The following is a 21,359-nucleotide window of genomic DNA, read 5'->3' on the forward strand; positions in this document are numbered from 1 at the left end:
TTAAGCCGTCTGTGGGCATAATGCTTGGCCTTGGTCTGCTGTGACGGCGTCACCAAAACAAGTAGGACTTCTCTGTCGACAGTGTGTGCCATGCTCCTATTGGTGAGGCTGTTCCGTAACAACGCCACCTATGTACCGCACGTTTCCCCGAAGAAGCGCAATCACAGCACCGTCACTCCGCCGGGAGACTGTTACATCGATCATGCTGTTCCGTTCCTTTGTCCAGATTTCCTGCCCTTCTGCGATCAGCTCGTCACCCAGGTGTCCTGGTGCCGTGTAGGTTATTGTGCACGAATGCGTCACAGCGCGGATATTCCTGGAGTGGCAGGCATGGGCAAGGCATGTGTCGGCCAGCGTAAAGCAAAGGCCACCGTGCAGAATGCCGTGGCCATTGACCATGTCCTGCCGTACGGTCATGCTCAACCGCGCAGATCCCGGGCTTACAGTTTCAACAACAATGCCAAGCATATGGGATGTATGATCCCGGCTATAGAGTGCGGCGCTTACCGCTTCAGCAACCTGCTGGGTATTTTCTTCTGAACTTTTGATCATAATGTCAGACACCAAGCTCCGTTTTTGCATCAAGGCAGAGGCAACAAGACACACCTGTCTTTCTGCTCTCACGATGCAATCGGGGCTTATTATGCTACGGTTGATCTGTTTTTGCAGGTTCTATTTATTCAGTCTTTATTTTTAAATCTCTCTTTGTACTTTTTAAATACAAGACCATGTTTATTATGGTTGTATTTATATGTTATAATACGGATTAGCGTTCATACTGTGCTGTGTCCCAGCTTGTTCAGAAGCTCGGAAGGACCACTGCCTTAGCGTACCCATCTCAGTCGGAAAACTGCAATTAGTACAAACGGAAGCAAGCAGGTCAGGAACAGAACCCGTATCGGCTCGATCAAGGGCTTTCCCAAAGCAATATCAATTGCAGCAAGCGTAATTGCCAGAAGACTTGGCAGGAAAAGAGCGTTCCAGCTCCTTGTTTCATGACGCAAGACAAGCAGGGACAGAAGAAAGAGGGCAAACCCCAGAAGGATGCAGTCTGCTTCTGACGAGAATGGCAGGGTCGAGAACAGATACTGGCGTATAGTTTCGGGTGTGGTCATGACAACTACAATCGCTCGTATGCTATGCGAAAAAGGTGGTGTGTTCTCACTGGTTCCTGTTTCAGGAAATGCGGGGTCATGGCTAAAAGCCAGATTGAAGGAAGCCTAAAATAGCGACGCCAAGAACAATGCGATACCAAGCAAACGGGGAGAAGCCGTGCCGGCCAATTAGCGCTAGCGCTGCCCTGATAACGAGGAGAGCCGTAACAAAGGCTGCAATCGTTGCAATCATGAGCAGTTCCAGAGAAGCCATTTCAAGAAGGTTCCAGTTCTTGTAAAGGCTGTAAGTCGTGGCGCCCATCATGGTTGGAATAGCAAGGAAGAAAGAAAACTCTGCGGCTATGCGACGTTCAACACCAACCAGCAAAGCGCCCATGATTGTTGCCCCGGAACGAGACACGCCGGGTATCATGGCAATGCACTGGAAGACCCCTATGCGTAGTGCGGTACCAGCTTGCATACTTTCGATGGTCGCAAGAGTTGGTATGATGCTGCGGCGTTCAATGACCAGCATGGCTATGCCGCCCGCTACAAGCACGCAGGCAATAACTGTCGGGCTGTCCAGTGCCTGCCTGATCAGAGGGTAAGCCATGGCCCCAACCAGCATGGCAGGTAAGAATGCAATCACCAAATTGCGCACGAAAGCCTGTTCTGTAGCGTCTTGTGTAAAGCCTCGGACAGCCCGCCACAGGCGTGCGCGGTATGCAACGCAGACCGCCATGATGGCCCCGATCTGGATGGCGACCTCGAACGTCTTGCCCGGGGGGGCTGGAAAGCCAAGGACATCCACCAGCAACACCAGATGCCCGGTTGATGAAATGGGCAGAAACTCTGTCAGGCCCTCAACAATACCAAGAAGGGCCGCCAGGACCAGAATGTCCATGGGGTGCATGATCTCCCGAGAGTCAACGAATCGTGACCCATGATGATGTCTGTGTTTTTCGTATGCAAGCATATACGGGCCGAAGATTGAACAAATCAGGCATTTCTGTTACACCCCACAGGTCTATGCCGGATCGGGTACTGGCGTTAATTGTTTATAATGTATTTATTCTTTGTATCAGGATTGTACCGCGTGGCGCTTCCCCCCCTTCTTTCCCTTCGAGATGTCCGGCTCGGGTTCGGTGGCCTTCCCCTGTTTGATGGCGTTGACATGGCCGTCGGGCGTGGCGACCGTATCTGCTTGGTCGGGCGGAATGGGGCAGGAAAGTCAACCCTGCTGAAGATTATTGCCGGTCAGGTTGAGCCTGAAAATGGCGATGTTTTTGTGCAGCCCGGGACCCGGCTGTCCTGGTTGCCTCAAGAGCCGGATGTGTCGGGATTCCATTCTGTATATGATTATGTTGCAGGTGGCTTCGAGGGGGATCAGGACCATGTCCTGCATCGGGTCAAGCCTCTTCTGGATGAGCTTGGCCTGGATCCTGATGCTGACCCGTGCCTACTTTCCGGCGGAGAGAAGCGTCGGGCAGCCATTGCCCGTCTTCTGGTTTGTGATCCAGACATTATGCTGCTGGATGAGCCTACCAACCACTTGGATCTCCCCACCATTCAATGGCTGGAATCAAAGCTGCGTTCCTGTCGCAGTGGCTTCATTGTTATTTCTCATGATCGCGCTTTTTTGAATAACCTGACAAACGTTACGCTATGGCTTGACCGTGGTATTGTCCGGCGACTGGACAGAGGTTTTTCTGCTTTTGAGGAATGGGCCGAAACCATTTTGGAACAGGAAACCGTTGAGAGAGCCAAGTTTGACAAGCTGATTGCCAAGGAAACAGAGTGGCTGCGCCAGGGTGTTAAAGCCAGAAGAACGCGGAATATGGGGCGTGTACAGCGTCTCTACGATATGCGTCAGGAACGCGCCGGCATGATTTCACAAGCCGGACGTGTGGCGATGGGAATTGATAGCGGTGCTCTCTCCGGGAAGCTGGTTATCGAGGCTGTTGATATAGAAAAGACTTTCTCAGGGCGGTGCGTCATCAAGCCGCTTTCGGTGCGTGTCTTGCGTGGTGACCGGATTGGTATCATCGGTCCGAACGGGGCTGGAAAGTCGACCCTGTTGAAAATGCTTCTCGGCGAGCTTGCTCCGGATTCCGGCTCTGTCCGGTTAGGAACTGCTTTGTCTCCGGTTTTCCTTGATCAGACACGAAGCCTCCTCGACCCGGAAAAGACGGTGTGGGATACGTTGGCGGATACCGGTGGTGATTCTGTCAATGTTCGTGGAACCATGCGTCATGTTGTTGGCTATATGCGCGATTTCCTGTTCAGTGAGAGCCAGGCGCGAAGTCCGGTTGGAAGCTTGTCAGGGGGGGAGCGTAACAGGCTGATTCTGGCCAAGACACTGGCGGCTCCATCCAACTTGCTGGTCCTTGATGAGCCGACAAATGACTTGGATATTGATACGCTGGATTTGCTGCAGGATGCGCTGTCATCCTATGACGGGACGCTGTTGTTGGTCAGCCATGACCGTGATTTTCTCGATCGTATCGTAACATCCAGTCTTGTCTTCGAGGGTGAGGGGGTTATCCGCGAATACCCCGGTGGATACTCTGACTACGAACGCCAGAGAAAGCAGGTTGATGACGCGCTACCGATTACATCTGCGAAAAAGGATGTAAGTCGCGAGCGTTCAGAGGTACCGCGTGTGCTGACAAAGTTGTCATACGCCCAAGCTCGGCTTTTGAAGGAACTGCCAAATGAGATAGAGCAAGCACGGAAAGAGATTGCGGCACTGGAAGCAAAACTGTCTTGCTCCAATTTCTATGCTGCGGATCCGTCAGCTTTTGCAAAAACGGCTGAGCGTCTTGAGACAAAGAAAGCATTCCTTGAGCGCGCAGAGGAGCAGTGGCTTGAACTCGAAATCTTGAAGGAAAATCTGGAAAATGGCAGTCGCAGGGGTGCCTGATCTGCGATCTCCTATAAAATAGGTTTATTCAAGCAAGAGTTTGTCATCATCCAATTCTTCACCACGAACCTTTGCGAACATGTCGAGGAGATCGTGAATTGTCATGCTGTGCCGTTCATCCCCGGTTATGTCCAGAACAATGCGTCCTTCATGCAGCATGATAGTGCGTGTTCCGTAGTCCAGTGCGTGACGCATGGAATGTGTGACCATTAATGCCGTCAGATTATGTTCACGGATGACACGATCCGACAATGCCATGACCATGGAAGCCGTTTGGGGATCCAAGGCTGCCGTATGCTCATCCAGCAACAGAATTTTTGATGGGCGCAGTGTGGCCATTAACAAGCTGACAGATTGGCGCTGTCCACCGGATAGTGATTCCATTGGGGTTGCAAGTCTGTTCTCAAGACCCAGACCAAGGCGATGCAGTGCTTCCCGGAAACGATCCCTGAGGTCTTTATCCAAAGCTTTTCTGAACGTTCCTGAAACACCGCGACCATTGGCAAGCGCCAAGTTTTCTTCCAGGGTCATGTCTCCGCAGGTTCCGGCGACCGGATCTTGGAAAACCCTGGCCACAAGGCTGGCACGTTGATGTGTGGGCCAGGTTGTAACGTCATGCTCATCAATGGTTATGTGGCCGTGATCGGGAAGATGGTCTCCGGCTAATGTATTCAGAAGAGTCGATTTTCCGGCGCCATTTGATCCAATGACAGTGACAAACTCTCCTTCAGGGACATCAAGTGATAAGTAATCCAATGCCTTTTTCTGACTTGGAAGACCGTGGTTAAATGTCAGGCACAGGTTGTGGCAGCGTATCATGTCTTGTTTCCCTTACAGCGAAGTGCTTGGAGCTGAGGAGGTTTGATGTATCCTTGCTCTTCGTGCAGCGGACTCTCTTCTCAGTCTGGGAAGAATTAACGCTAAGCCAACCAATATGGCAGTAATCAGGTTAAGGTCTGACGCTGTAAGGCCAATGAAGTCAGCGTGCAGGGCAATTCCGATTGAAATACGGTAGAGTACGGATCCAACCAAGCATGCTAGAGTTGATGCAAGAATGATCCGGGATGGAAAAAGATTTTCCCCAATAATAACGGCGGCAAGGCCGATAATAATAGTTCCAAGCCCCATTGTTGAATCGGCAAAGCCATTCATTTGGGCAAATAGTGCACCTGCCATTGCCACTAATCCATTGGACATGGCCATACCCATATATATCTTGCGAGAGCAGGAAATACCATTTGCCCGCGCCATGCGTTCGTTACTGCCGACTGCGCGCATGGCAATGCCAATGCAGCTGTTCAGAAAGCGCGCAAGACATACAGCGGCCCCTATGGCTACACCACCTGCAGCCATAACTTTTATCCAATGCGGAGCAATCCGGAGATTCTCGAGGGGATCAAGGACGGTTGGCTCCATAATTAATGCAATATTCGGGCGCCCCATAATTCTCAAGTTAATAGTATATAGCGCCGTCATGACCAGAATGCTGGCCAGAAGGTGCAGGATACCGAAGCGAATGTTAAGAAAAGCAGTTGCGCTGCCAGCCAAGGCACCTGCGGCAACAGCAGCAAGGCACGAAAGGTAGGGATCAACTTCCTGAACAATCAAGGCTGCAGAAACAGCAGCGCCCAACGTGAAACTTCCATCAACCGTCAGGTCAGGAAAGTTGAGGACCCTGAATGATAAGTAAACGCCGAGGGCAACTAGGCCGTATACAAGTCCGATCTCCACAGATCCGAGAAATGATATCAAGGACATGTAATTAAATATCCCTTATTGTAACATTAATAATTAATGAGGTTAGTAATTACTCCACTGTCTCGGAGTTATAGTATTCGCTTATATTTTTAATTTCAACGTGCGCTATCGTTTCTTTAGGTGACGATTGATCTGGATAAGAAATGATAGACAGTTTCCTAACGTACAACATGAGCAGCCTGTTTGAGGATGTCCTCAGGGATTTTGACCCCCATCTGTTCAGCAGCTTTTACATTGACATAAAGCTGTACAAGTCGGGGCATTGCGATCGGAATGTCAGAAACCCTTGCCCCCTTCAGAATCTTATCAACAATATCAGCTGTTTGGAGGCCGATATCGTACTGGTCATATCCCAGTGCTGCAACCGATCCACGCTCGACAGAGTGGGTATCGGTGGCGAAAACAGGTATATGATTGTCAATACCGACTTTCAGAACACTTTCCAAAGCAGATACAACGGTATTGTCGAGTGGTATGTAGATTGCGTCCACTTTTCCAACTAACGCCTGCGCGGCTGACTGTACATCAGATGACCGGTGCGCTGTCGTAGCGATGATCTTGATGCCTGTTACGTTTGCCGCGGCCCGTATTCTTGCAAGGGCATCAACAACATTGGGTTCACCTGGATTGTGGGGTATGCCGATTGTCTGCATAGAAGGAACAATGGCCTTCACCATCGCCAAGCTTTTCCCAAAATCAGGGATATCAGCAATCCCTGTTACGGTGGCGCTGGGTTTATCCATGTCTTGGACAAGATTAGCGCCCACAGGGTCTGATATGGCCGAGAATACAACGGGAATATGGTTGGAAGAGGCGACAACAGCCTGTGCTGATGGTGTGGTAATGGGGACAATAACGTCAGGCCCTGCACCGGCAAGCTTGCGCGCAATCTGGGCCGCAGTAGCCGGGCTTCCCTGTGCACTTTCGAATGTAAACTTCAGTGTGCTGTCATCATAGCCCTTATTGCGAAGCCCATCCCTTAAACCATCCCGTATGGCATTTAAGGCAGGGTGTTCAACAATGGCTGTGCTCGCAACGTATTTGACTTCCGAAGCCCAACCATTCCCGTGCAAACACAAGGTGATGACAGAAAAGATCACACCAGCTGATAAAATACGTCCCACGTTGTTCCCTCCCCACTGTTTTTTGTATTATATAAAACAAAACACATGGAACATAATTCGCCTTAAGGTTTTTTCGTGTCAAGAATTTTCGAGGCATTGCGACTTGTTTTGGCTCTACTTCTTTATGAAGTGGTTTGCTTACCGAGATTTCTTTCTCGATAATATTCCGGAATCCATCGGCGCATTGTCGAAGAACCCCGGGTAATGTGTTGCGCTCCAGTATGGAAAGGATAGTCAGTCCCTGTAATTCTATGGCTCTGTTGATTTTTTGATATTCACGTGCTGCTTGGTATGACTGGTACAGCAGTGCGCTTCCCTCTTCGCGCATGTGTGAGATCAATCGATCAACGATAGATTCCGATGGGTGGGTAAAGCGTGCTGTATCGGAGCGGCCAAGTGCATCATCCAACTGGGATACAAGTTTGAGAAGATCGCCATGATCTGTTTCCGCGTTCCACCCCTCACGTGGACAGGTTTGTTTTTCATCGCTGGAAAACATTGTTTCATCCTGTCCGTGGTGTGTTGGAGCCGTCTGTTTCCGTCAGTTCCGGCTCTTCGACTACATCCGTGGAAGCTTGAGCTTTCTTTTTGTTGATCAAGCCACGCAGGAATGAACACACCCCAAAGACAAGGGCAACCGCTGCAAGGCCGATCAGAACCTTCATCTGGTGTTCCCCGAAAAACCGCTCAAGAGCTTTGCTGGAGAAATAGCCAATCGACGTGAAAGCTATGGCCCATATCAATGCGGCAATGAAGTTCAGGCACATGAAGCGGATGCGGGGGATACCGGCCATGGCAATAACAAACGGACTGACGTTTCTTACGCCATAGATGAAGCGGAAACTGAGAATGAAAAGAGTTTCATGTTTGCGTACAAGCCGAAAAGCCCATTCTGTCTTGCCGCGCAGAGATGGTCGCCGGTCCAGGAGTGGCGTACCGTAATAACGGCCTATCGTATAGTAGAATTGATCCCCGAGGAAGCTACCGCACAAGGCGGTCAGGGCAACCAGCTCCGCGTTCATGATTCCTTGTTGGGCTGCTGCACCGGCAAGAATGACAATGCTCTCACCTTCCAGAAAGGTTACAACAAGAATGGCCAGATACCCCCATTCTCTCAGCAACTCCTCTATCACAACCTGCATCCCCCTTGCAGGGCCATACGTCCAGACCTGGTTGTTGCGGGCACGTTCTCATCCTTCCAGAAAATTGATGTGTCCCATCTTGCGACCGGGACGTGGCGACGCCTTTCCATAAAGGTGGAGGCGGGCGAGGGGGTTTTCAAGAATCATCGGCCAGTTGGTCACATCGTGGCCAAGCAGATTCTTCATCGTAACGGCGCAGCGTCTGCGCGTATCTCCCAAGGGGAGACCGCATACGGCACGTATGGCCTGCTCAAACTGGTCCGTGTAGCTGCCGTCCATAGTCCAGTGTCCGGAGTTATGGGGGCGAGGTGCCATTTCATTGACCAGAACTCTGTCGTCATGCGCTATAAAAAATTCAAGAGCCAGCAAGCCTGTCAGATCCAGCCTGTTCGCGGCCTCACATGCAATGCGCAGGGCTTCGTCGGCAACGGCTGGGGACACGGGTGCGGGGACAGAAGACGTATCGAGAATATGGTTACGATGCTCGTTCCAGGCAAGCTCCCACGAGGCGGTTTCTCCATTTCTGCCCCGTGCAATCAGGATGGATGCCTCTCCCCTGAATGCGACAAAGCCTTCAAGGATGGCGCAGTCTGTTTTCAATGCATCCCACGCCTTGAGCAGGTCAGCTTGTGTTTCAATCCGGACCTGTCCCTTCCCGTCGTAACCCAGGCGGTTGGTTTTAAGGATGGCCGGGGTTCCTGTTACCTCAACGGCATGCATCAGATCATTTTCAGAAAAGACAGGCGCCCACGGCGCAGTTCGGGCAAAAGCGGAAAAGAACGTCTTCTCCTTTATTCTGTCCTGTGCGGTTTCCAGGGCAGGCCGGGCAGGATGGACCCGTGTTCGCTGTGACAGAAAGTCAAGGCAATCAAGGGGTATATTTTCAAATTCCAGGGTAATGACATCAACCCGGTCCGCAAATGTGGCCAGGTGATCCCGGCTGTCCCACGGAGCAACTGTGGTCATGGCGCTGACCATCGAAGCCGGGCTGTCATGATCCGGTGTATAGATGTGGCACGTATACCCCATGCGGGCCGCTGCCAGAGACAGCATACGCCCCAATTGGCCACCTCCAAGAATACCAATGACAGAGCCCGGAGGAACAGGAGGGGTGTTATCTCTTTCTCTTGCCGTGGTCGATGGTGTGAGGGGCATATCAGTTTTCCTGGTTGACCGGATACTCTTGTACAGCAGAGCTTTGATGCTCCCGGAATGTGTCCAGGGCGCTTGCTATGGTCGGATCATTGAGAGCAAGAACAGATGCGGCCAGAAGAGCCGCGTTGATGGCGCCGGCCTTCCCGATAGCCAATGTTCCGACCGGAATACCGGCCGGCATTTGTACAATCGAAAGCAGGCTGTCCATTCCCTTGAGATTTTTGCTTTCAATGGGGACCCCGAAAACAGGAAGCGGGGTCAATGCGGCGCACATACCGGGAAGATGGGCGGCTCCACCTGCTCCGGCAATAATCACACGCAGGCCACGGTTCCGAGCCGACGTTGCGTAATGGTAGAGCCGGTCTGGCGTTCGGTGGGCTGATACAATCCGCGTCTCTGTGGCAATGCCAAGATCCTGCAACAGGTCAGCTGCATGGCGCATGGTTTCCCAGTCGGACTGGCTTCCCATGATAATCCCTGCAACCGGATTCGAGAGAGGAGTACCCTGTGTGCCGTTCATCATGGCCTCTTTGCATCTGTGCGGGGCTTTCAGCCGGGAAGAGGCGGCATTATAGGGAGGTAACAGGAGCTTGCAAGCGAATGCGGCAGGATAAATGCTGTCGGTGTTGTCAGGAAAGCGTGTCGGTGCTGAACCAAGGGCTTTTTACTGATAGAATGGGGACATCTTCGGTATGGTGCGGGGGCGTGTATGGCTGGAGTTAAGGGGACGGGATCCGTCGATCCTTCGCATTGGAGGAAAGGTGCAGGCGGTGGCCGTCATTTCCGGCACGGGAAAAATCCCCTTCTGGCCTATGAAGAGGGGGGGGTGCCTCATCCACCGGTTATAGACCCCGTGGACGTTCTAGGCATTGATCTTGCCCATGTCCATCCTTCTGCCCGTGATGCTCTGGAGCGTGCTGTCGCGGAAATCGCCGTTCTGCGTGGAGACCTGGAGAAAGGGCGCAGACGTCAGGAGTGGCTGGAGACAAGGATCTTCCAGGACCCATGGACGGGCATTGATAACATGCGCGCCCTGCACAGGGCTATGGAGCATATCTTGTCATTGCCACCCGAGAGCCATGTTGGTGGGGTTTTTGCGCTTTTCTGGCTTGAGAACCATGACTGGATTCATGAAAACTATGGGCTGGATGGTTTGCACTTGGCGATGGAGGCCATGGCCCAGTCTGTATCCGATCTTGTTCAGGAAACGGATGTGGTGACGACAGTCGGCGGTGCTGGACTTGGGCTCCTTTCCTTTCCGGCTCGTGAGCCGGAAGCATCACGGGCCATTGCCGCGATTGAAGCAAGACTTGACGGGATGGATGTTCCGCGCGGAGGCAGCCATTTTCCCTTGCGGGTTTGCTCGGGTATGCACCCCGTCTTTCCGGGGGATGAGCCGGAGGCAATCCTGCGGGAAACAGACTCAGGGCTCAGGGTGCGTATGGCGCTGCGCGGCACCAAGAGGGCATAAAAAATTCTGCTCAGGCAATGATGTCGGGTACCAAGATACTTTCCACCCGGGATATCTCATCCTTGAGAAGAAGCTTCCGTTTCTTCAGGCGAACAATCTGAAGCTGATTGCTCTGGCCATCATCGCCAAGTCGACTTATAATTTCGTCAAGATCGCGATGCTCAACCCGGAGCTCGGCGAGGCGGGACAGAACCTGTTCCCTCTCTTCATCATCAATCATCGTCGGCAGGACACCATAAAATGCTGGATTAATTTGATACTAGCAGAAAATTTGTGAAAGGGGTATGGCTGCTTTTGTGTAGTATACCGATAGAGTTAAGAGGTAGGTGTATTATGTCTGTCAATCGTGCAATCGGCATTATGACAAGCGGCGGTGATTGTGCCGGTCTCAACGCTGTGGTGCGTGCCGTTGCTTGTGCAGCGCATGAAATGTACGGCTGGAAGGTATACGGCATTCTTGATGGAACTTCGGGCCTGATTACGCGTCCTTTGCAGTATATCGAGCTTGGTGGCGGTGCCATGGATGCATCCTGCCTGAGGTCTGGTGGTACCTTTCTGGGCACTACCAGCAAAGGAGATCCCCTGCAATTCCCGATGCCGGATGGATCATACCGCGATTTCTCGCCAGAGTTTGCCGAGGGTGCAAGAATGCTCGGGCTGGATGCCGTTGTTGTGGTGGGTGGCGATGGGTCCATGCGCATTACGTCGGAACTCTGTCGTCGTGCCGGGCTGGGGATGGTCGGAATCCCGAAAACAATCGATAACGATGTGCACGGTACAGACTATGCTGTTGGCTTTGCCACAGCTGTAGATGTTGCTACAGAAGCATTGGACCGGCTGCACTCCACAGCAGCATCCCATCACCGCGCCATGATTCTGGAGGTTATGGGACGTGACGCCGGCTATATAGCCATGACAGCAGGGATCGCCGGTGGTGCTGATATTATCCTGGTCCCTGAGTTGCCTTATACCCTGGAAGAGGTATCGCGCAAGATCCGTGCTGTTCTGGACACCGGGAGAAGCCACGTCGTCATCGTTGTTGCCGAGGGTGTGCGACGTGAAGATGGTCAGAGTGCCATTATAACCTACTCCGGCGGGGAAAAGCGCTATGGTGGCATAGGGCATTATCTTGCCGACCGGATTGCCGGTATGGCCGGCATTGAAACTCGCCCCATCGTCTTGGGCCATTTGCAGCGTGGCGGTATCCCTTCCGCCCGTGATCGCCTTATTGCTTCTGCTTTCGGCACCGCGGCGGTCGATCTTGTCGCAGAGGGGGCTTGGGGTCGTATGGTGGCCTGGAAGAATGGGACTGTTACATCCGTTCCATTGGAAGATGTGACAACCGGAGCTCGGTTACTTGCTGCCGATGATGTCCTTGTGTGTACTGCAAAGGCATTGGGAATATATACGGGCGGATCCGCGCCTCTTCTCAAGGTGTCGTCTGCGGCATTGTAGAACGTGGCTCCGGTCCTACATCTTTTCCCCAGCGTGGGATCGTTCCTATGTCGAGGTCAAAAAGATCCAGGACACGACCTACGCTCTGCTCCACCATATCTTCCAGACTCTGCGGTCTTGTGTAGAAAGCCGGGGCGGGGGGCGCGATAATCCCACCCATCTCGGTCACAGTAGCCATGTTACGGATGTGCCCAAGGTGCAGGGGGGTTTCGCGGAGCATCAGAACCAGGCGCCGTCGTTCCTTGAGGGTGACATCCGCTGCTCTTGTCAGCAGGTTGTTTCCGGCGCACGTGGCGATTTCTGCCAGGCAACGGGCTGAGCAGGGCGCAACGATCATTCCCATGGTTCGGAAGGAGCCTGACGATACAGCCGCTGCCAGGTCATCAATTCGGTAGTGCACGGTTGCCAGATTTTGAACGTCCGTAACTTTCAGGCTCGATTCGTATGCCAGTGTAATTTCAGCCGTCCGGCTCATGACCAGATGGGTCTCTATGCCGATAGTTTTCAACATATGCAGCAGTTTGACACCGTATATGACCCCGGTAGCACCACTGATGCCAACCACCATGCGAGGTTTGTCCGTCATTTTGATCTCCGGGAGTCTGTTGAATGGGCAGTTCAAGAGAAAGTGATAAAAACTTTTGGTGTAACAAGGCGTTGTGAATTTCTATGGTCTTTGTGGCCGGGCAGGCGTAAAATCTAGCGTGTTTCTTACCAGCAGGAAAAGGGAGAAGCTACGATGAGTGTCGATGCCCGGGTTGAGTCCCTCCGGATGAAGCATGCGGAACTTGAAGCTGTCCTGCAGGTGGAGAGCCGAAGGCCGGTCCCGGATCCCGAATTTGTCAGTGATATAAAGCGCAGGAAGTTGCGCCTGAAGGATGAGATCGCGCGAATGGCAGCGCACTTGCATTAATCCCGTATTGTGGCTTTGGCTTGTTGTCTTGTGCGAGATGATAAAGCCCATCTTTCGTGGCCCTGCCGGTTCGTCCGGTGGGGCTTTTTGTTATTGTCAAGATATCTTGTCGGGCCTGTGTTCAAGACTGAGGTCCCGTTGCCCCCTTATCTTGACATGGGCCTGGATGTGTTGTCTCTTCCCCTTCTTGCAATAGAGAGGTCTTGATTCACATGAGCACATCTGTTCGCGCTTCCCATATTCTGTTAATGCACGCAGATGCCCCGGATACAGCCTCAAAAAGATCAAAAGCCGCTGCCCTGGAAGCAGTAGTTCGTTTGCGCGACAAGATCCGCAGTGGAGATGTGCAGTTCGCGGAGGCTGCCAGAATTGTTTCAGAGTGCCCTTCGTCAGAGGAGGGTGGTGATCTTGGGTCCTTCTCTCCCGGTATGATGGTTCCGGAATTTGACAAGGCTGTCTTTGCGTTGTCCGTTGGTGACATGTCCGACGTGGTTGAAACAGCGTTTGGGTATCATCTGATTTTACGCACGGCTTGATGGACAGGGATGTTCGCCTTCGGACCCGTATACGGGTCCAAGCTTTGCTGCGTCACTGTCAATCCCGGGGCGTTTTTGCTGCGGTTGTCGTATCCGGCGATCCGGATGCCGGTGCTGTTCTGGTCAAAGTGAACACGTTGGGAAGCGGGTGCTGGGTTCTTTCACAGGTCCGCCTTCCTGATGGTCGTCCTGCCTGGATGCGTGGCACGGGTGAGCAAGCCGTTACCGAGCAGGAAGCTGATGCCTATATTGCGCGTCAACGGGGCTATGACGATGATTTGTGGGTTATTGAGGTGGAAGACCGTAACGGATGGCATCCCTTGATTGATGAAGTGCTTTTATAATCATGATTCCGGGGTGGATTGATTTCCATCATTTCCAGAACCTGCCTTCCGTCGATTGACCAAGGCCTCGATTGCAGGCTTGAATTTCTGGTCATCACCCAGAATGTGGCGTATCAGCCAATCAGACAAAAAGTCAGACAGTTTAAGGGCTGAACGGCGATCTGCCTTGCCTTCCAAGGTTGTTTGGAGTTCAGAAAGACGTTCACGCCACTTGTTGTGAGCCTCTATGTGCTCGTCCAGCCCTTCATAGCGGGCCATGCGCAGCACTCTCTCTTCAGCAGCAAAATGGTAATCTGTGTAGGCAGCCAGCTCGACCATAATGTCCCGTATTGTTTCTGCTGGGCTCCCTGCTTTCAGAGCCGTATTCAGTTCTTTCAGCATGCTTATGAGGCGCTTGTGGTCTTCATCCAAAGCCTCGGAGCCTACGCTCATTTTTTCAGTCCACTCAAGCACGTCATGGAATTCCATTTATGTTAGATCTGTGAAAATTTTGCCATGTAAGGTTTTCCGCGTCAGCTATGAGCAGGGAAGGGGACGGAAATTGGAATATTTCAGACATATTGGTTTCTGTGGGTTTGGCCCTTGTTCTTTTGATTGCTTTATACCGAGCTCTATTCTCCTTATAGTATCGTATTTTTGCGATTTGGATTCGCTCTCATGCAGTGCTTATCGGGAATTAAAAAGCTTATGATGGTACTGATAATTGCAGGATCCCCTAAGTTCGTGTTTCTTTATGTCTTTCTTTCTGTGTTCGGATTTTTTCGACTTTACATGAAACGCTTGGCGTGAGATGTATCCGCGATGCAACATGGCGTGTCCCTCCTTTTTGTGAGGCTATGTTGTCTTTCTTGGACGTTTCCTCCCTAAACTTGGGCCGTGCTTCGTGTGCGGCCTTTTTTTTCGGGATTATCTGGCCTTCATTTGCTGCTACAATGAGAGCCTCGGCTGTTGTTTAGAGAATTGACGGCTGCTTGTCATCGGTTATTTGGGAGCAAGGGGTATATGGTCTGGACTGATGAACGGATCGAGGAGCTGAAGGCTCTTTGGGCTGAGGGTCTGACAACGGGGGAAATTGGCAAGCGGTTGGGCGTGTCCAAGAACGCCGTCGTTGGTAAAGCGCACCGGTTGGGTTTGCAAGGGCGACCTTCCCCTATAAAAAGGGAGCAGAAGCCGCGCCAAGATGCTCCTGCTTCCAGGAAAAAAGAGACGGATCCCAAGATTCGCTCGGTTGTTGATCTATCTGTTCATACATGCCGTTGGCCTATTGGTGATCCCCGTGAGCTTGGTTTCCATTTCTGTGGTGCACCATCACTTCCGAATAAGCCATACTGTGCCGAGCATGCCTCTGTTGCCTACGTTAGCTCGGGTGGGAAGTCTTCATCGTCCAGGGATGAGAGTGCCGCTTGATTGTACCTAGCATAGAAATAAAAAAGCCCCCGATCTGGGGGCTTTTTTCATCGGGCAATTTGCTTAGGCAGCTTCTTCCCTAAGTTCTTGTTTCTTTTGTTCCATGGTCTCTGGCTGATGCCGTGTGAAGGCAAGAAATGCTGCAGAGACAAGCGCGAAAGCCGACAAGCCAGCCATTGCCAAATAAGCCCATCCCTCCAAAAGTTCATAGAGTCGTCCGGCGACAATCATAAGAATCCCGGACCCCAGCCCAACAGCAACGGCCGAGTACACGGTCTGTGCGCGAGCAATCAATCCTGATCGCGTGTTTGCGGTAATATAGTGCATTGCTGCCAAGTGCGCGGCGCCAAAGGTAAAGGCATGGAGCACTTGCAGCAGGACGAGAACGGGCAGTGCCGTCGTAAAGGCCATCAGTGGCCAGCGAATAACCCCGGCAATACCGGCAGATACCATCAAAATGGCAGGGTCCATCCGGCGTACAAAGCGTGCGGATGCAGCAAAAAGGACAATCTCGGCCAAGACGCCTACGGCCCACAGCCCACCGATCACCCCGCTTTCCACGCCTTGGCTTGTCCAGTGCAGTGTGCCGAAAGCATAGTAAACAGCATGGCTTCCCTGCGCACACGCAGCGAAAACAAGGAAGACAAGGAAGCGGCGGTCCCTCAGAAGGCCGCTCCATGGCTCCCGCTCCGTATTGCTGTCGGTGCTGGGCGAGTCGGGGGAGAACCACGTTGCGGCAAGGGTAATGCCAAGGCCACCCAAGAACAGCCAGAGGATAATTTCGTTATTGGGAGTATAATCCAGTATCTTCCCAACTAGATAGGCCGCAACCATAAAGCTGATTGATCCCCAAAGGCGAACGCGGCCATAGTCGATCTTGCCGCGCGTGGCATGCCCCATGCTGATTGTTTCTGCAACTGGCGTAATTCCAGAAAACAGGGATCCGCCCAGTATACCGATGATCAACAGTCCCCAGAAACCATCAAAGCCCAAGTAGAAGAGCGAGATAATCAAGGAGGTGGCAGCCAAGAACCGCATCATGCCAATACGATTGCCGCGTGTGTCTATGATTGTGCCGATTGTTGGGTTGGTGACAGCTTTGGCCCAGTAAAGGGCGCCGGACAGGATACCGATTTCCCACGGCCCCATGCCCCGGCTCTCAAGCCAGACGGGCCAGAAGGGCAGCTGAATGCCATTGACGATAAAAATGGCCCCATACAGGCACGCAAGGCGAATAAATTCAGGAGAGATGCGGGACATGACCTTGTCTCAGAAGGGCGTGGAGGTGCGCGGATCCTGCCGGGCCTGCCGCAAAATGGCAACAGAAAACACCAAGGGTTATGGCAAGTTTATTGCGGACAAACGCTTCCTCTCATGTGTTCTTTTTCTATAACAAGGCCTTAAAGAAAAGGATGCAGGTCCTTTTGGGCGTGATCTGCCGGATGTTTTGCCTGATTTTCAGGAACCTGTGCGTGTTCTTTCTACTTTAACTGTCCCGTTCCGCGTTACCGCTTTGGAGTTATGACGTTAAAAGTCCCTTTATTTATGCAAAACGTCATTGGAAAAAGCACATACCCCTGTCATAAAGTCAGCCAAATGACCTTGTTTACCGTCTTGTCCTCAGGAATTCTCCGCTTATGCGTCTGTCTCGCTATTTTCTTCCTGTCCTCAAGGAAACTCCTGCAGAAGCCCAGATCATTTCCCATCGTTTGATGTTGCGCGCCGGGTTGATTCGTCAGCACGCTGCCGGGATATATAACTGGCTTCCTTTGGGGCATCGTGTTTTGCGGAAAGTGGAACAGATTGTTCGCGAGGAACAGGATCGTGCTGGTGCGGTCGAGATGCTGATGCCAACCATACAGACGGCGGATGTGTGGCGGGAATCTGGCCGCTATGACGACTATGGGCGCGAAATGCTGCGCATTGTTGATCGCCATGATCGGGAAATGCTGTATGGTCCAACGCATGAGGAAGTGATCACGGATGTTTTCCGCTCCATGGTCCGTTCCTACAAGGATTTGCCGAAAACCCTGTATCAAATCCAGTGGAAGTTCCGTGACGAGGTTCGTCCGCGTTTCGGCGTCATGCGCGGCCGTGAATTCCTGATGAAAGATGCCTATTCTTTCGATCTTGATGAAGCGGCCGCCCGCCGTGCCTATAACCGCATGTTTGTTGCCTACCTAAAGACATTCGCCCGGCTGGGTGTTCGCGCTATACCCATGCGGGCCGCTACGGGGCCAATTGGCGGCAATCTCAGTCATGAATTCCTGATTTTGGCCGATACAGGCGAAAGCGGTGTTTTTGTGCACAGGGATCTATTGAATATGCCGATCCCGGATACGGTTGACTTTGATGGTGATCTCCAGCCTTTGGTCGACAGCTGGACAGGTCCTTATGCTGCAACAGATGAAATGCATGACCCGGCGCTGGAAGCCGGCTTGGGTGAGAACCTGGTTTCGGCACGTGGCATAGAGGTCGGGCATATCTTCTACTTTGGTACCAAGTATTCCGCCCCCATGGGGTGCCGGGTTGCCGGGCCGGATGGGCAAGATATTGTTCTGCACATGGGGTCCTATGGTATCGGTGTTTCCCGCCTTGTCGGTGCTATCATAGAAGCCAGCCACGATGAAAATGGCATCATCTGGCCAGAGAGTGTTGCGCCTTTCCGTGTTGCCCTGATCAATATCAAGCCCGGTGATCCTTCTGTTGATGCTGTGGCCGATGGTCTGTACGCTGACTTGCGGAATGCCGGGGTCGATGTGTTGTATGATGATCGGGCCGATGAACGTGCCGGTGCCAAGTTTGCCACGGCTGACCTAATTGGTTTGCCGTGGCACGTGACCATCGGTCCCAAAGGCGTTGCTGCCGGTTATGTCGAGCTGAAATGCCGCCGTACCGGCGAAAAGAGGGATGTGTCTGTAGAGTCCGTGCTGTCACATTTGACGTCTGTCTGAAGCGCAGCCGCTGTCTGTTGTGACGCCATGCAGGTGATAGGTTTGCAGTATGATCTTTGATGCCTTCGAGCGAATGGTTGCCCTGCGTTACCTGAGAGCGCGGCGGAAAGAGGGTTTCGTCTCTGTCATCGCCGGCTTCTCCCTGCTTGGTATTGCCCTTGGCGTTGCAACCTTGATTATCGTCATGGCCGTCATGAATGGTTTCCGGCACGAGTTGCTGGGGCGCATTCTTGGTCTGAACGGTCATGTTGTTATCACGTCCTCCCACGGAAATCTTGATGCGTACAGTTCGTATGTAGAGCGTTTGCGCACTCTTTCTGGCGTGACTTTGGCCAGCCCGGTTGTAGAGGGGCAGGTTATGGTTAGCGCCAAGGGGGCGAGCAGGGGGGCTATGGTGCGTGGCATGACGCAGGCTGATCTCGGCAAGCGGCCGGTTTTGTCCGGAAGCCTGATTGACGGGAATCTGGATCATTTTGATGAGTCCAGCGTGATTGTGATTGGGTCACGTATGGCGCGCCATTTCGGTGTGGAGGTTGGTGATAGTTTAACCCTTGTTTCTCCCAAGGGTGCCGTTACTGCATTCGGGACAGTGCCGCGTATGCGTGCCTATCGTATTGCAGCGATCTTTGATGTTGGCATGCACGAGTATGACAGCGCCTTCATTTATATGCCAATGGCTGCTGCGCAGGCTTATTTCCAGATGCCGGAGCAGGTCAGCCAGATCGAGATCATGACGGTTGATCCGGATAATCTGGATACGATTATTGATGAAGTCTATCAGACCCTTGGGCGTGGCTACTATGTTGCCGACTGGACCCGCAGCAATGCCAGCCTGTTTAACGCCTTGCAGGTCGAGAGAAACGTAATGTTTCTTATTCTGACCCTTATTATCGTTGTTGCGGCCTTCAACATTATTTCTGGTCTGATCATGCTGGTCAAAGACAAAGGGCGCGATATTGCGATATTGCGAACGATGGGCGCGACGCGTGGTTCAGTCATGAGAATATTTTTTCTGGCGGGGGCCAGTGTTGGCGTGTGCGGTACGGTATTTGGATTGGTTCTTGGTGTTTTGTTCTGTGAAAACATAGAATCCATTCGTCAGGGACTGCAATCTTTGACAGGAACAGACCTTTTCTCTGCTGAAGTTTACTTCCTTTCAAAAATGCCGGCAAAGATGGAATGGTCGGAAGTTATCCGTGTTACGGCCATGGCGATTGCCTTGTCTCTTGGTGCGACGCTCTATCCCAGTTGGCGGGCAGCCCGCCTGGATCCTGTAGAGGCCCTGCGCTATGAGTGAGAATCTGGACAAGCAAAAGCCAGCACTTGCGCTGTCTGGGGTGTCGCGCTGTTTTGTGCAGGGCGGGGAGCGTCTGGACGTGCTGTCTGATATCAATCTTGAAGTTGCGGCAGGTGAGATCGTTGCTCTGGTCGGACCATCAGGTGCAGGAAAGTCGACACTGTTGCAGATCGCCGGTCTTCTGGAGCGCCCCGATCAAGGCGTTGTTTCCATTGGTGGTTTGAATACCGACGGGCTTGATGATGACAGGCGTACGGCGTTAAGGCGTCGGCACTTGGGGTTTGTGTATCAGTATCATCACCTTCTTCCGGAATTTTCAGCTGTCGAGAATATTATTATTCCCCAGATGATAGCCGGAGCATCGCGTCAACGGGCTCGCGTTCGGGCTATGGATCTTCTGACGTCCATGGGGTTGCAAGTGCGTGCCCAGCATCGACCAGGGCAGTTATCAGGTGGTGAGCAGCAGCGTGTTGCGATTTGCAGGGCGTTGGCTAATGCCCCGGCATTGCTTCTGGCCGACGAGCCAACGGGGAACCTTGATCCGGAGACCGCAGAGAAGGTTTTTTCCCAGCTGTTGACGTTGGTACGTGAAGAGAGGCTTTCAGCCTTGATTGCCACACATAACACTGATCTGGCCGCGCGTATGGATCGGACTATTACGGTGCGCAGCCAGACGTCTATTTGCTCCCTATAATAATTATAGATAGATTATAATTTGATAATAATCTATTGGTGACGGGTTATTGTATCGGATTTTATTCCTGTGAGGATCCATATGAACCGTGTATCGCCAGTATCGTTTCTGGTTTTCTGTTTGTGGTGTGTCTTTTCTTGTCAGTCTGTTGCTGCCCCCTCGGGTGTTCTGACAGCATCCGGTCCATGCGAGGCCTATGTCAGCAAGAAGACCTTGTCCAATCCTGATAATGTGCGCTTGGTTCCTTCCCGTGAGTATCCGGCCAATTCTTACGAACAGGGTGAAGATGCGTGGATCCAGGTCCGGATTAATAGTGCATCGCCCAAAGACCGGTGGGTTCGTGCTGATTGTGGCCAGATGCGTACAGCGGTTTTTGGGCGGTCTGACTTTCTACCGTTCTTTGATGAGCAGACTGATTCTGTGAATGATCCTGCTCCTTTGGCCCCAGAGCTGGATGCCTTTGATCGTGGGGTTCTGGCCTTGTGTGGCAACTGGGGTTCGAAACCAAGGGCGGAAAACTTTGCTGTTACGCTTCTTTCGGTTTTTCCTGAGGAAGCCAATGCCTTGTACACCGCGCTCGATGGTACCATTCTGACCCGCCATGCTGACGTGGCTGGATTTGTGAATGAACTGACAGACGTATGGTTCCGCCAGAATGGATTCACCCATGTTTTCTGTGGTGAGCCGGGTTCCCGTACTTTGGGTGGTTTCCATTTTGAAGGGCGCTATCTTCAAGCTCAAAAAGCGGGGTGGGCTGGCCTTGCTGACGGAGCAACACAGTGTTCCAAGCAGGATATAAAGCCGCCTGTGTATACGGTGGGCGTTTCTTATATTCGTCCTGATGGCTCTGTTGGTCGTGCATGTCCCAAGGGCTATGGGCTTGGGCAGCATGCGCGGGACATTCTGAAAGAAGGAACTATGGCACTAAAGCACGTTCTGCCTCGTGTACAGGGTAAAAAAGACAACGTAGCCTGCTTGACCGATGCCGGAGGGCAGGCGTTCCGTCTGGTGTTTGTTTCACGTGCTCAGTCTGTTGTAACTTTGTATCCTGATGCCTCACCGGATCCCAATATGGCATCCTGCTCTTAGAAT

At 52.3% G+C, this 21,359-nt stretch carries 25 protein-coding genes; 11 read left to right on the plus strand and 14 right to left on the minus strand.

The window, feature by feature from the left end:
* Nucleotides 1-96 precede the first annotated feature (96 nt).
* The 3 genes from HEQ61_RS00740 to HEQ61_RS00750 form a co-directional block, all read right to left on the minus strand.
* Entirely contained in the window at nucleotides 97-564 is a 468-nt protein-coding gene (locus HEQ61_RS00740; RefSeq protein WP_322099158.1) for a hotdog fold thioesterase, read from the minus strand.
* Nucleotides 565-824: 260 nt separating this feature from the next.
* A complete protein-coding gene (locus HEQ61_RS00745) occupies nucleotides 825-1,115 on the minus strand; it encodes a hypothetical protein (protein WP_168018718.1) in 291 nt (96 codons plus the stop codon).
* Between the two features lie 82 nt (nucleotides 1,116-1,197).
* Complete coding sequence (locus HEQ61_RS00750; protein ID WP_168018720.1) at nucleotides 1,198-1,998, minus strand: undecaprenyl-diphosphate phosphatase; 801 nt, start codon at nucleotides 1,996-1,998, stop codon at nucleotides 1,198-1,200.
* A gap of 192 nt (nucleotides 1,999-2,190) precedes the next feature.
* On the opposite strand from HEQ61_RS00750, the gene HEQ61_RS00755 reads away from it, so the two are divergent.
* Nucleotides 2,191-4,017 carry an ABC-F family ATP-binding cassette domain-containing protein gene (locus HEQ61_RS00755; RefSeq protein WP_322099159.1) on the plus strand — a complete coding sequence of 609 codons (1,827 nt, stop codon included), beginning with the start codon at nucleotides 2,191-2,193 and terminating at the stop codon, nucleotides 4,015-4,017.
* 24 nt (nucleotides 4,018-4,041) lie between these two features.
* Here the strand turns inward: HEQ61_RS00755 and HEQ61_RS00760 are convergent, their stop codons facing one another.
* From HEQ61_RS00760 to purE, 7 genes are all read right to left on the minus strand, one after another.
* Nucleotides 4,042-4,836: an ABC transporter ATP-binding protein gene (locus HEQ61_RS00760; RefSeq protein ID WP_168018724.1), complete on the minus strand. Its 795-nt coding sequence runs from the start codon at nucleotides 4,834-4,836 to the stop codon at nucleotides 4,042-4,044.
* 12 nt (nucleotides 4,837-4,848) lie between these two features.
* A complete protein-coding gene (locus HEQ61_RS00765) occupies nucleotides 4,849-5,775 on the minus strand; it encodes an ABC transporter permease (protein ID WP_168018726.1) in 927 nt (308 codons plus the stop codon).
* A gap of 158 nt (nucleotides 5,776-5,933) precedes the next feature.
* Nucleotides 5,934-6,899: an ABC transporter substrate-binding protein gene (locus tag HEQ61_RS00770; RefSeq protein ID WP_209315574.1), complete on the minus strand. Its 966-nt coding sequence runs from the start codon at nucleotides 6,897-6,899 to the stop codon at nucleotides 5,934-5,936.
* Nucleotides 6,790-7,398, minus strand: a complete 609-nt coding sequence (locus HEQ61_RS00775; protein WP_168018728.1) for a hypothetical protein — start codon at nucleotides 7,396-7,398, stop codon at nucleotides 6,790-6,792. The genes HEQ61_RS00770 and HEQ61_RS00775 overlap by 110 nt, the downstream gene beginning before the upstream one ends.
* A gap of 4 nt (nucleotides 7,399-7,402) precedes the next feature.
* Complete coding sequence (locus HEQ61_RS00780) at nucleotides 7,403-8,041, minus strand: DedA family protein (RefSeq protein ID WP_272487506.1); 639 nt, start codon at nucleotides 8,039-8,041, stop codon at nucleotides 7,403-7,405.
* A gap of 48 nt (nucleotides 8,042-8,089) precedes the next feature.
* The gene (locus tag HEQ61_RS00785) at nucleotides 8,090-9,196 is read right to left on the minus strand and encodes a 5-(carboxyamino)imidazole ribonucleotide synthase (RefSeq protein WP_168018732.1); all 1,107 of its coding nucleotides are present in this window, start codon (nucleotides 9,194-9,196) and stop codon (nucleotides 8,090-8,092) included.
* A gap of 1 nt (nucleotide 9,197) precedes the next feature.
* Entirely contained in the window at nucleotides 9,198-9,719 is a 522-nt protein-coding gene (purE, locus tag HEQ61_RS00790; RefSeq protein WP_168018734.1) for a 5-(carboxyamino)imidazole ribonucleotide mutase, read from the minus strand.
* Between the two features lie 186 nt (nucleotides 9,720-9,905).
* Between purE and HEQ61_RS00795 the strand changes: the two genes are divergently transcribed.
* Entirely contained in the window at nucleotides 9,906-10,667 is a 762-nt protein-coding gene (locus HEQ61_RS00795) for a diguanylate cyclase domain-containing protein (protein ID WP_168018736.1), read from the plus strand.
* A gap of 10 nt (nucleotides 10,668-10,677) precedes the next feature.
* On the opposite strand, the gene HEQ61_RS00800 is transcribed toward HEQ61_RS00795, so the two are convergent.
* Nucleotides 10,678-10,887, minus strand: coding sequence for a YdcH family protein (locus HEQ61_RS00800; RefSeq protein ID WP_168018738.1), 210 nt, complete (start codon nucleotides 10,885-10,887; stop codon nucleotides 10,678-10,680).
* A 113-nt stretch (nucleotides 10,888-11,000) separates the two neighbouring features.
* Here HEQ61_RS00800 and HEQ61_RS00805 point away from each other — a divergent pair, with 113 nt between their 5' ends.
* Nucleotides 11,001-12,122, plus strand: a complete 1,122-nt coding sequence (locus tag HEQ61_RS00805) for an ATP-dependent 6-phosphofructokinase (protein WP_168018740.1) — start codon at nucleotides 11,001-11,003, stop codon at nucleotides 12,120-12,122.
* Here the strand turns inward: HEQ61_RS00805 and HEQ61_RS00810 are convergent.
* Nucleotides 12,097-12,708, minus strand: coding sequence for a UbiX family flavin prenyltransferase (locus tag HEQ61_RS00810; protein ID WP_168018742.1), 612 nt, complete (start codon nucleotides 12,706-12,708; stop codon nucleotides 12,097-12,099). The two genes, HEQ61_RS00805 and HEQ61_RS00810, sit on opposite strands and share 26 nt — an antisense overlap.
* A gap of 153 nt (nucleotides 12,709-12,861) precedes the next feature.
* Between HEQ61_RS00810 and HEQ61_RS00815 the strand changes: the two genes are divergently transcribed.
* From HEQ61_RS00815 to HEQ61_RS00825, 3 genes are all read left to right on the plus strand, one after another.
* Complete coding sequence (locus HEQ61_RS00815; RefSeq protein WP_082811929.1) at nucleotides 12,862-13,035, plus strand: YdcH family protein; 174 nt, start codon at nucleotides 12,862-12,864, stop codon at nucleotides 13,033-13,035.
* 212 nt (nucleotides 13,036-13,247) lie between these two features.
* Nucleotides 13,248-13,571 (plus strand): peptidylprolyl isomerase, encoded by a 324-nt coding sequence (locus HEQ61_RS00820; RefSeq protein WP_168018744.1) that lies wholly within the window; start codon nucleotides 13,248-13,250, stop codon nucleotides 13,569-13,571.
* Nucleotides 13,571-13,915 (plus strand): DUF1491 family protein, encoded by a 345-nt coding sequence (locus tag HEQ61_RS00825; RefSeq protein ID WP_168018746.1) that lies wholly within the window; start codon nucleotides 13,571-13,573, stop codon nucleotides 13,913-13,915. The genes HEQ61_RS00820 and HEQ61_RS00825 overlap by 1 nt, the downstream gene beginning before the upstream one ends.
* On the opposite strand, the gene HEQ61_RS00830 is transcribed toward HEQ61_RS00825, so the two are convergent.
* Nucleotides 13,916-14,383, minus strand: coding sequence for a bacteriohemerythrin (locus HEQ61_RS00830; protein WP_168018747.1), 468 nt, complete (start codon nucleotides 14,381-14,383; stop codon nucleotides 13,916-13,918).
* Between the two features lie 534 nt (nucleotides 14,384-14,917).
* On the opposite strand from HEQ61_RS00830, the gene HEQ61_RS00835 reads away from it, so the two are divergent.
* Nucleotides 14,918-15,322, plus strand: coding sequence for a GcrA family cell cycle regulator (locus HEQ61_RS00835; protein ID WP_168018749.1), 405 nt, complete (start codon nucleotides 14,918-14,920; stop codon nucleotides 15,320-15,322).
* 63 nt (nucleotides 15,323-15,385) lie between these two features.
* Here the strand turns inward: HEQ61_RS00835 and HEQ61_RS00840 are convergent, their stop codons facing one another.
* The gene (locus HEQ61_RS00840; RefSeq protein WP_168018751.1) at nucleotides 15,386-16,582 is read right to left on the minus strand and encodes a 3-phenylpropionate MFS transporter; all 1,197 of its coding nucleotides are present in this window, start codon (nucleotides 16,580-16,582) and stop codon (nucleotides 15,386-15,388) included.
* Nucleotides 16,583-16,959: 377 nt separating this feature from the next.
* Here HEQ61_RS00840 and proS point away from each other — a divergent pair, with 377 nt between their 5' ends.
* From proS to HEQ61_RS00860, 4 genes are all read left to right on the plus strand, one after another.
* The gene (gene proS, locus HEQ61_RS00845) at nucleotides 16,960-18,276 is read left to right on the plus strand and encodes a proline--tRNA ligase (protein WP_168018753.1); all 1,317 of its coding nucleotides are present in this window, start codon (nucleotides 16,960-16,962) and stop codon (nucleotides 18,274-18,276) included.
* 49 nt (nucleotides 18,277-18,325) lie between these two features.
* Nucleotides 18,326-19,573 carry a lipoprotein-releasing ABC transporter permease subunit gene (locus tag HEQ61_RS00850; RefSeq protein WP_168018754.1) on the plus strand — a complete coding sequence of 416 codons (1,248 nt, stop codon included), beginning with the start codon at nucleotides 18,326-18,328 and terminating at the stop codon, nucleotides 19,571-19,573.
* Nucleotides 19,566-20,267 carry an ABC transporter ATP-binding protein gene (locus HEQ61_RS00855; RefSeq protein ID WP_168018755.1) on the plus strand — a complete coding sequence of 234 codons (702 nt, stop codon included), beginning with the start codon at nucleotides 19,566-19,568 and terminating at the stop codon, nucleotides 20,265-20,267. Before HEQ61_RS00850 ends, HEQ61_RS00855 begins: the two co-directional genes overlap by 8 nt.
* An 81-nt stretch (nucleotides 20,268-20,348) precedes the next feature.
* Entirely contained in the window at nucleotides 20,349-21,356 is a 1,008-nt protein-coding gene (locus tag HEQ61_RS00860; RefSeq protein WP_168018756.1) for an EndoU domain-containing protein, read from the plus strand.
* Nucleotides 21,357-21,359: the final 3 nt, after the last annotated feature.

It is taken from the genome of Haematospirillum sp. H4485 (assembly GCF_012102745.1).
Classification (GTDB): Bacteria; Pseudomonadota; Alphaproteobacteria; order Rhodospirillales; family Rhodospirillaceae; genus Haematospirillum.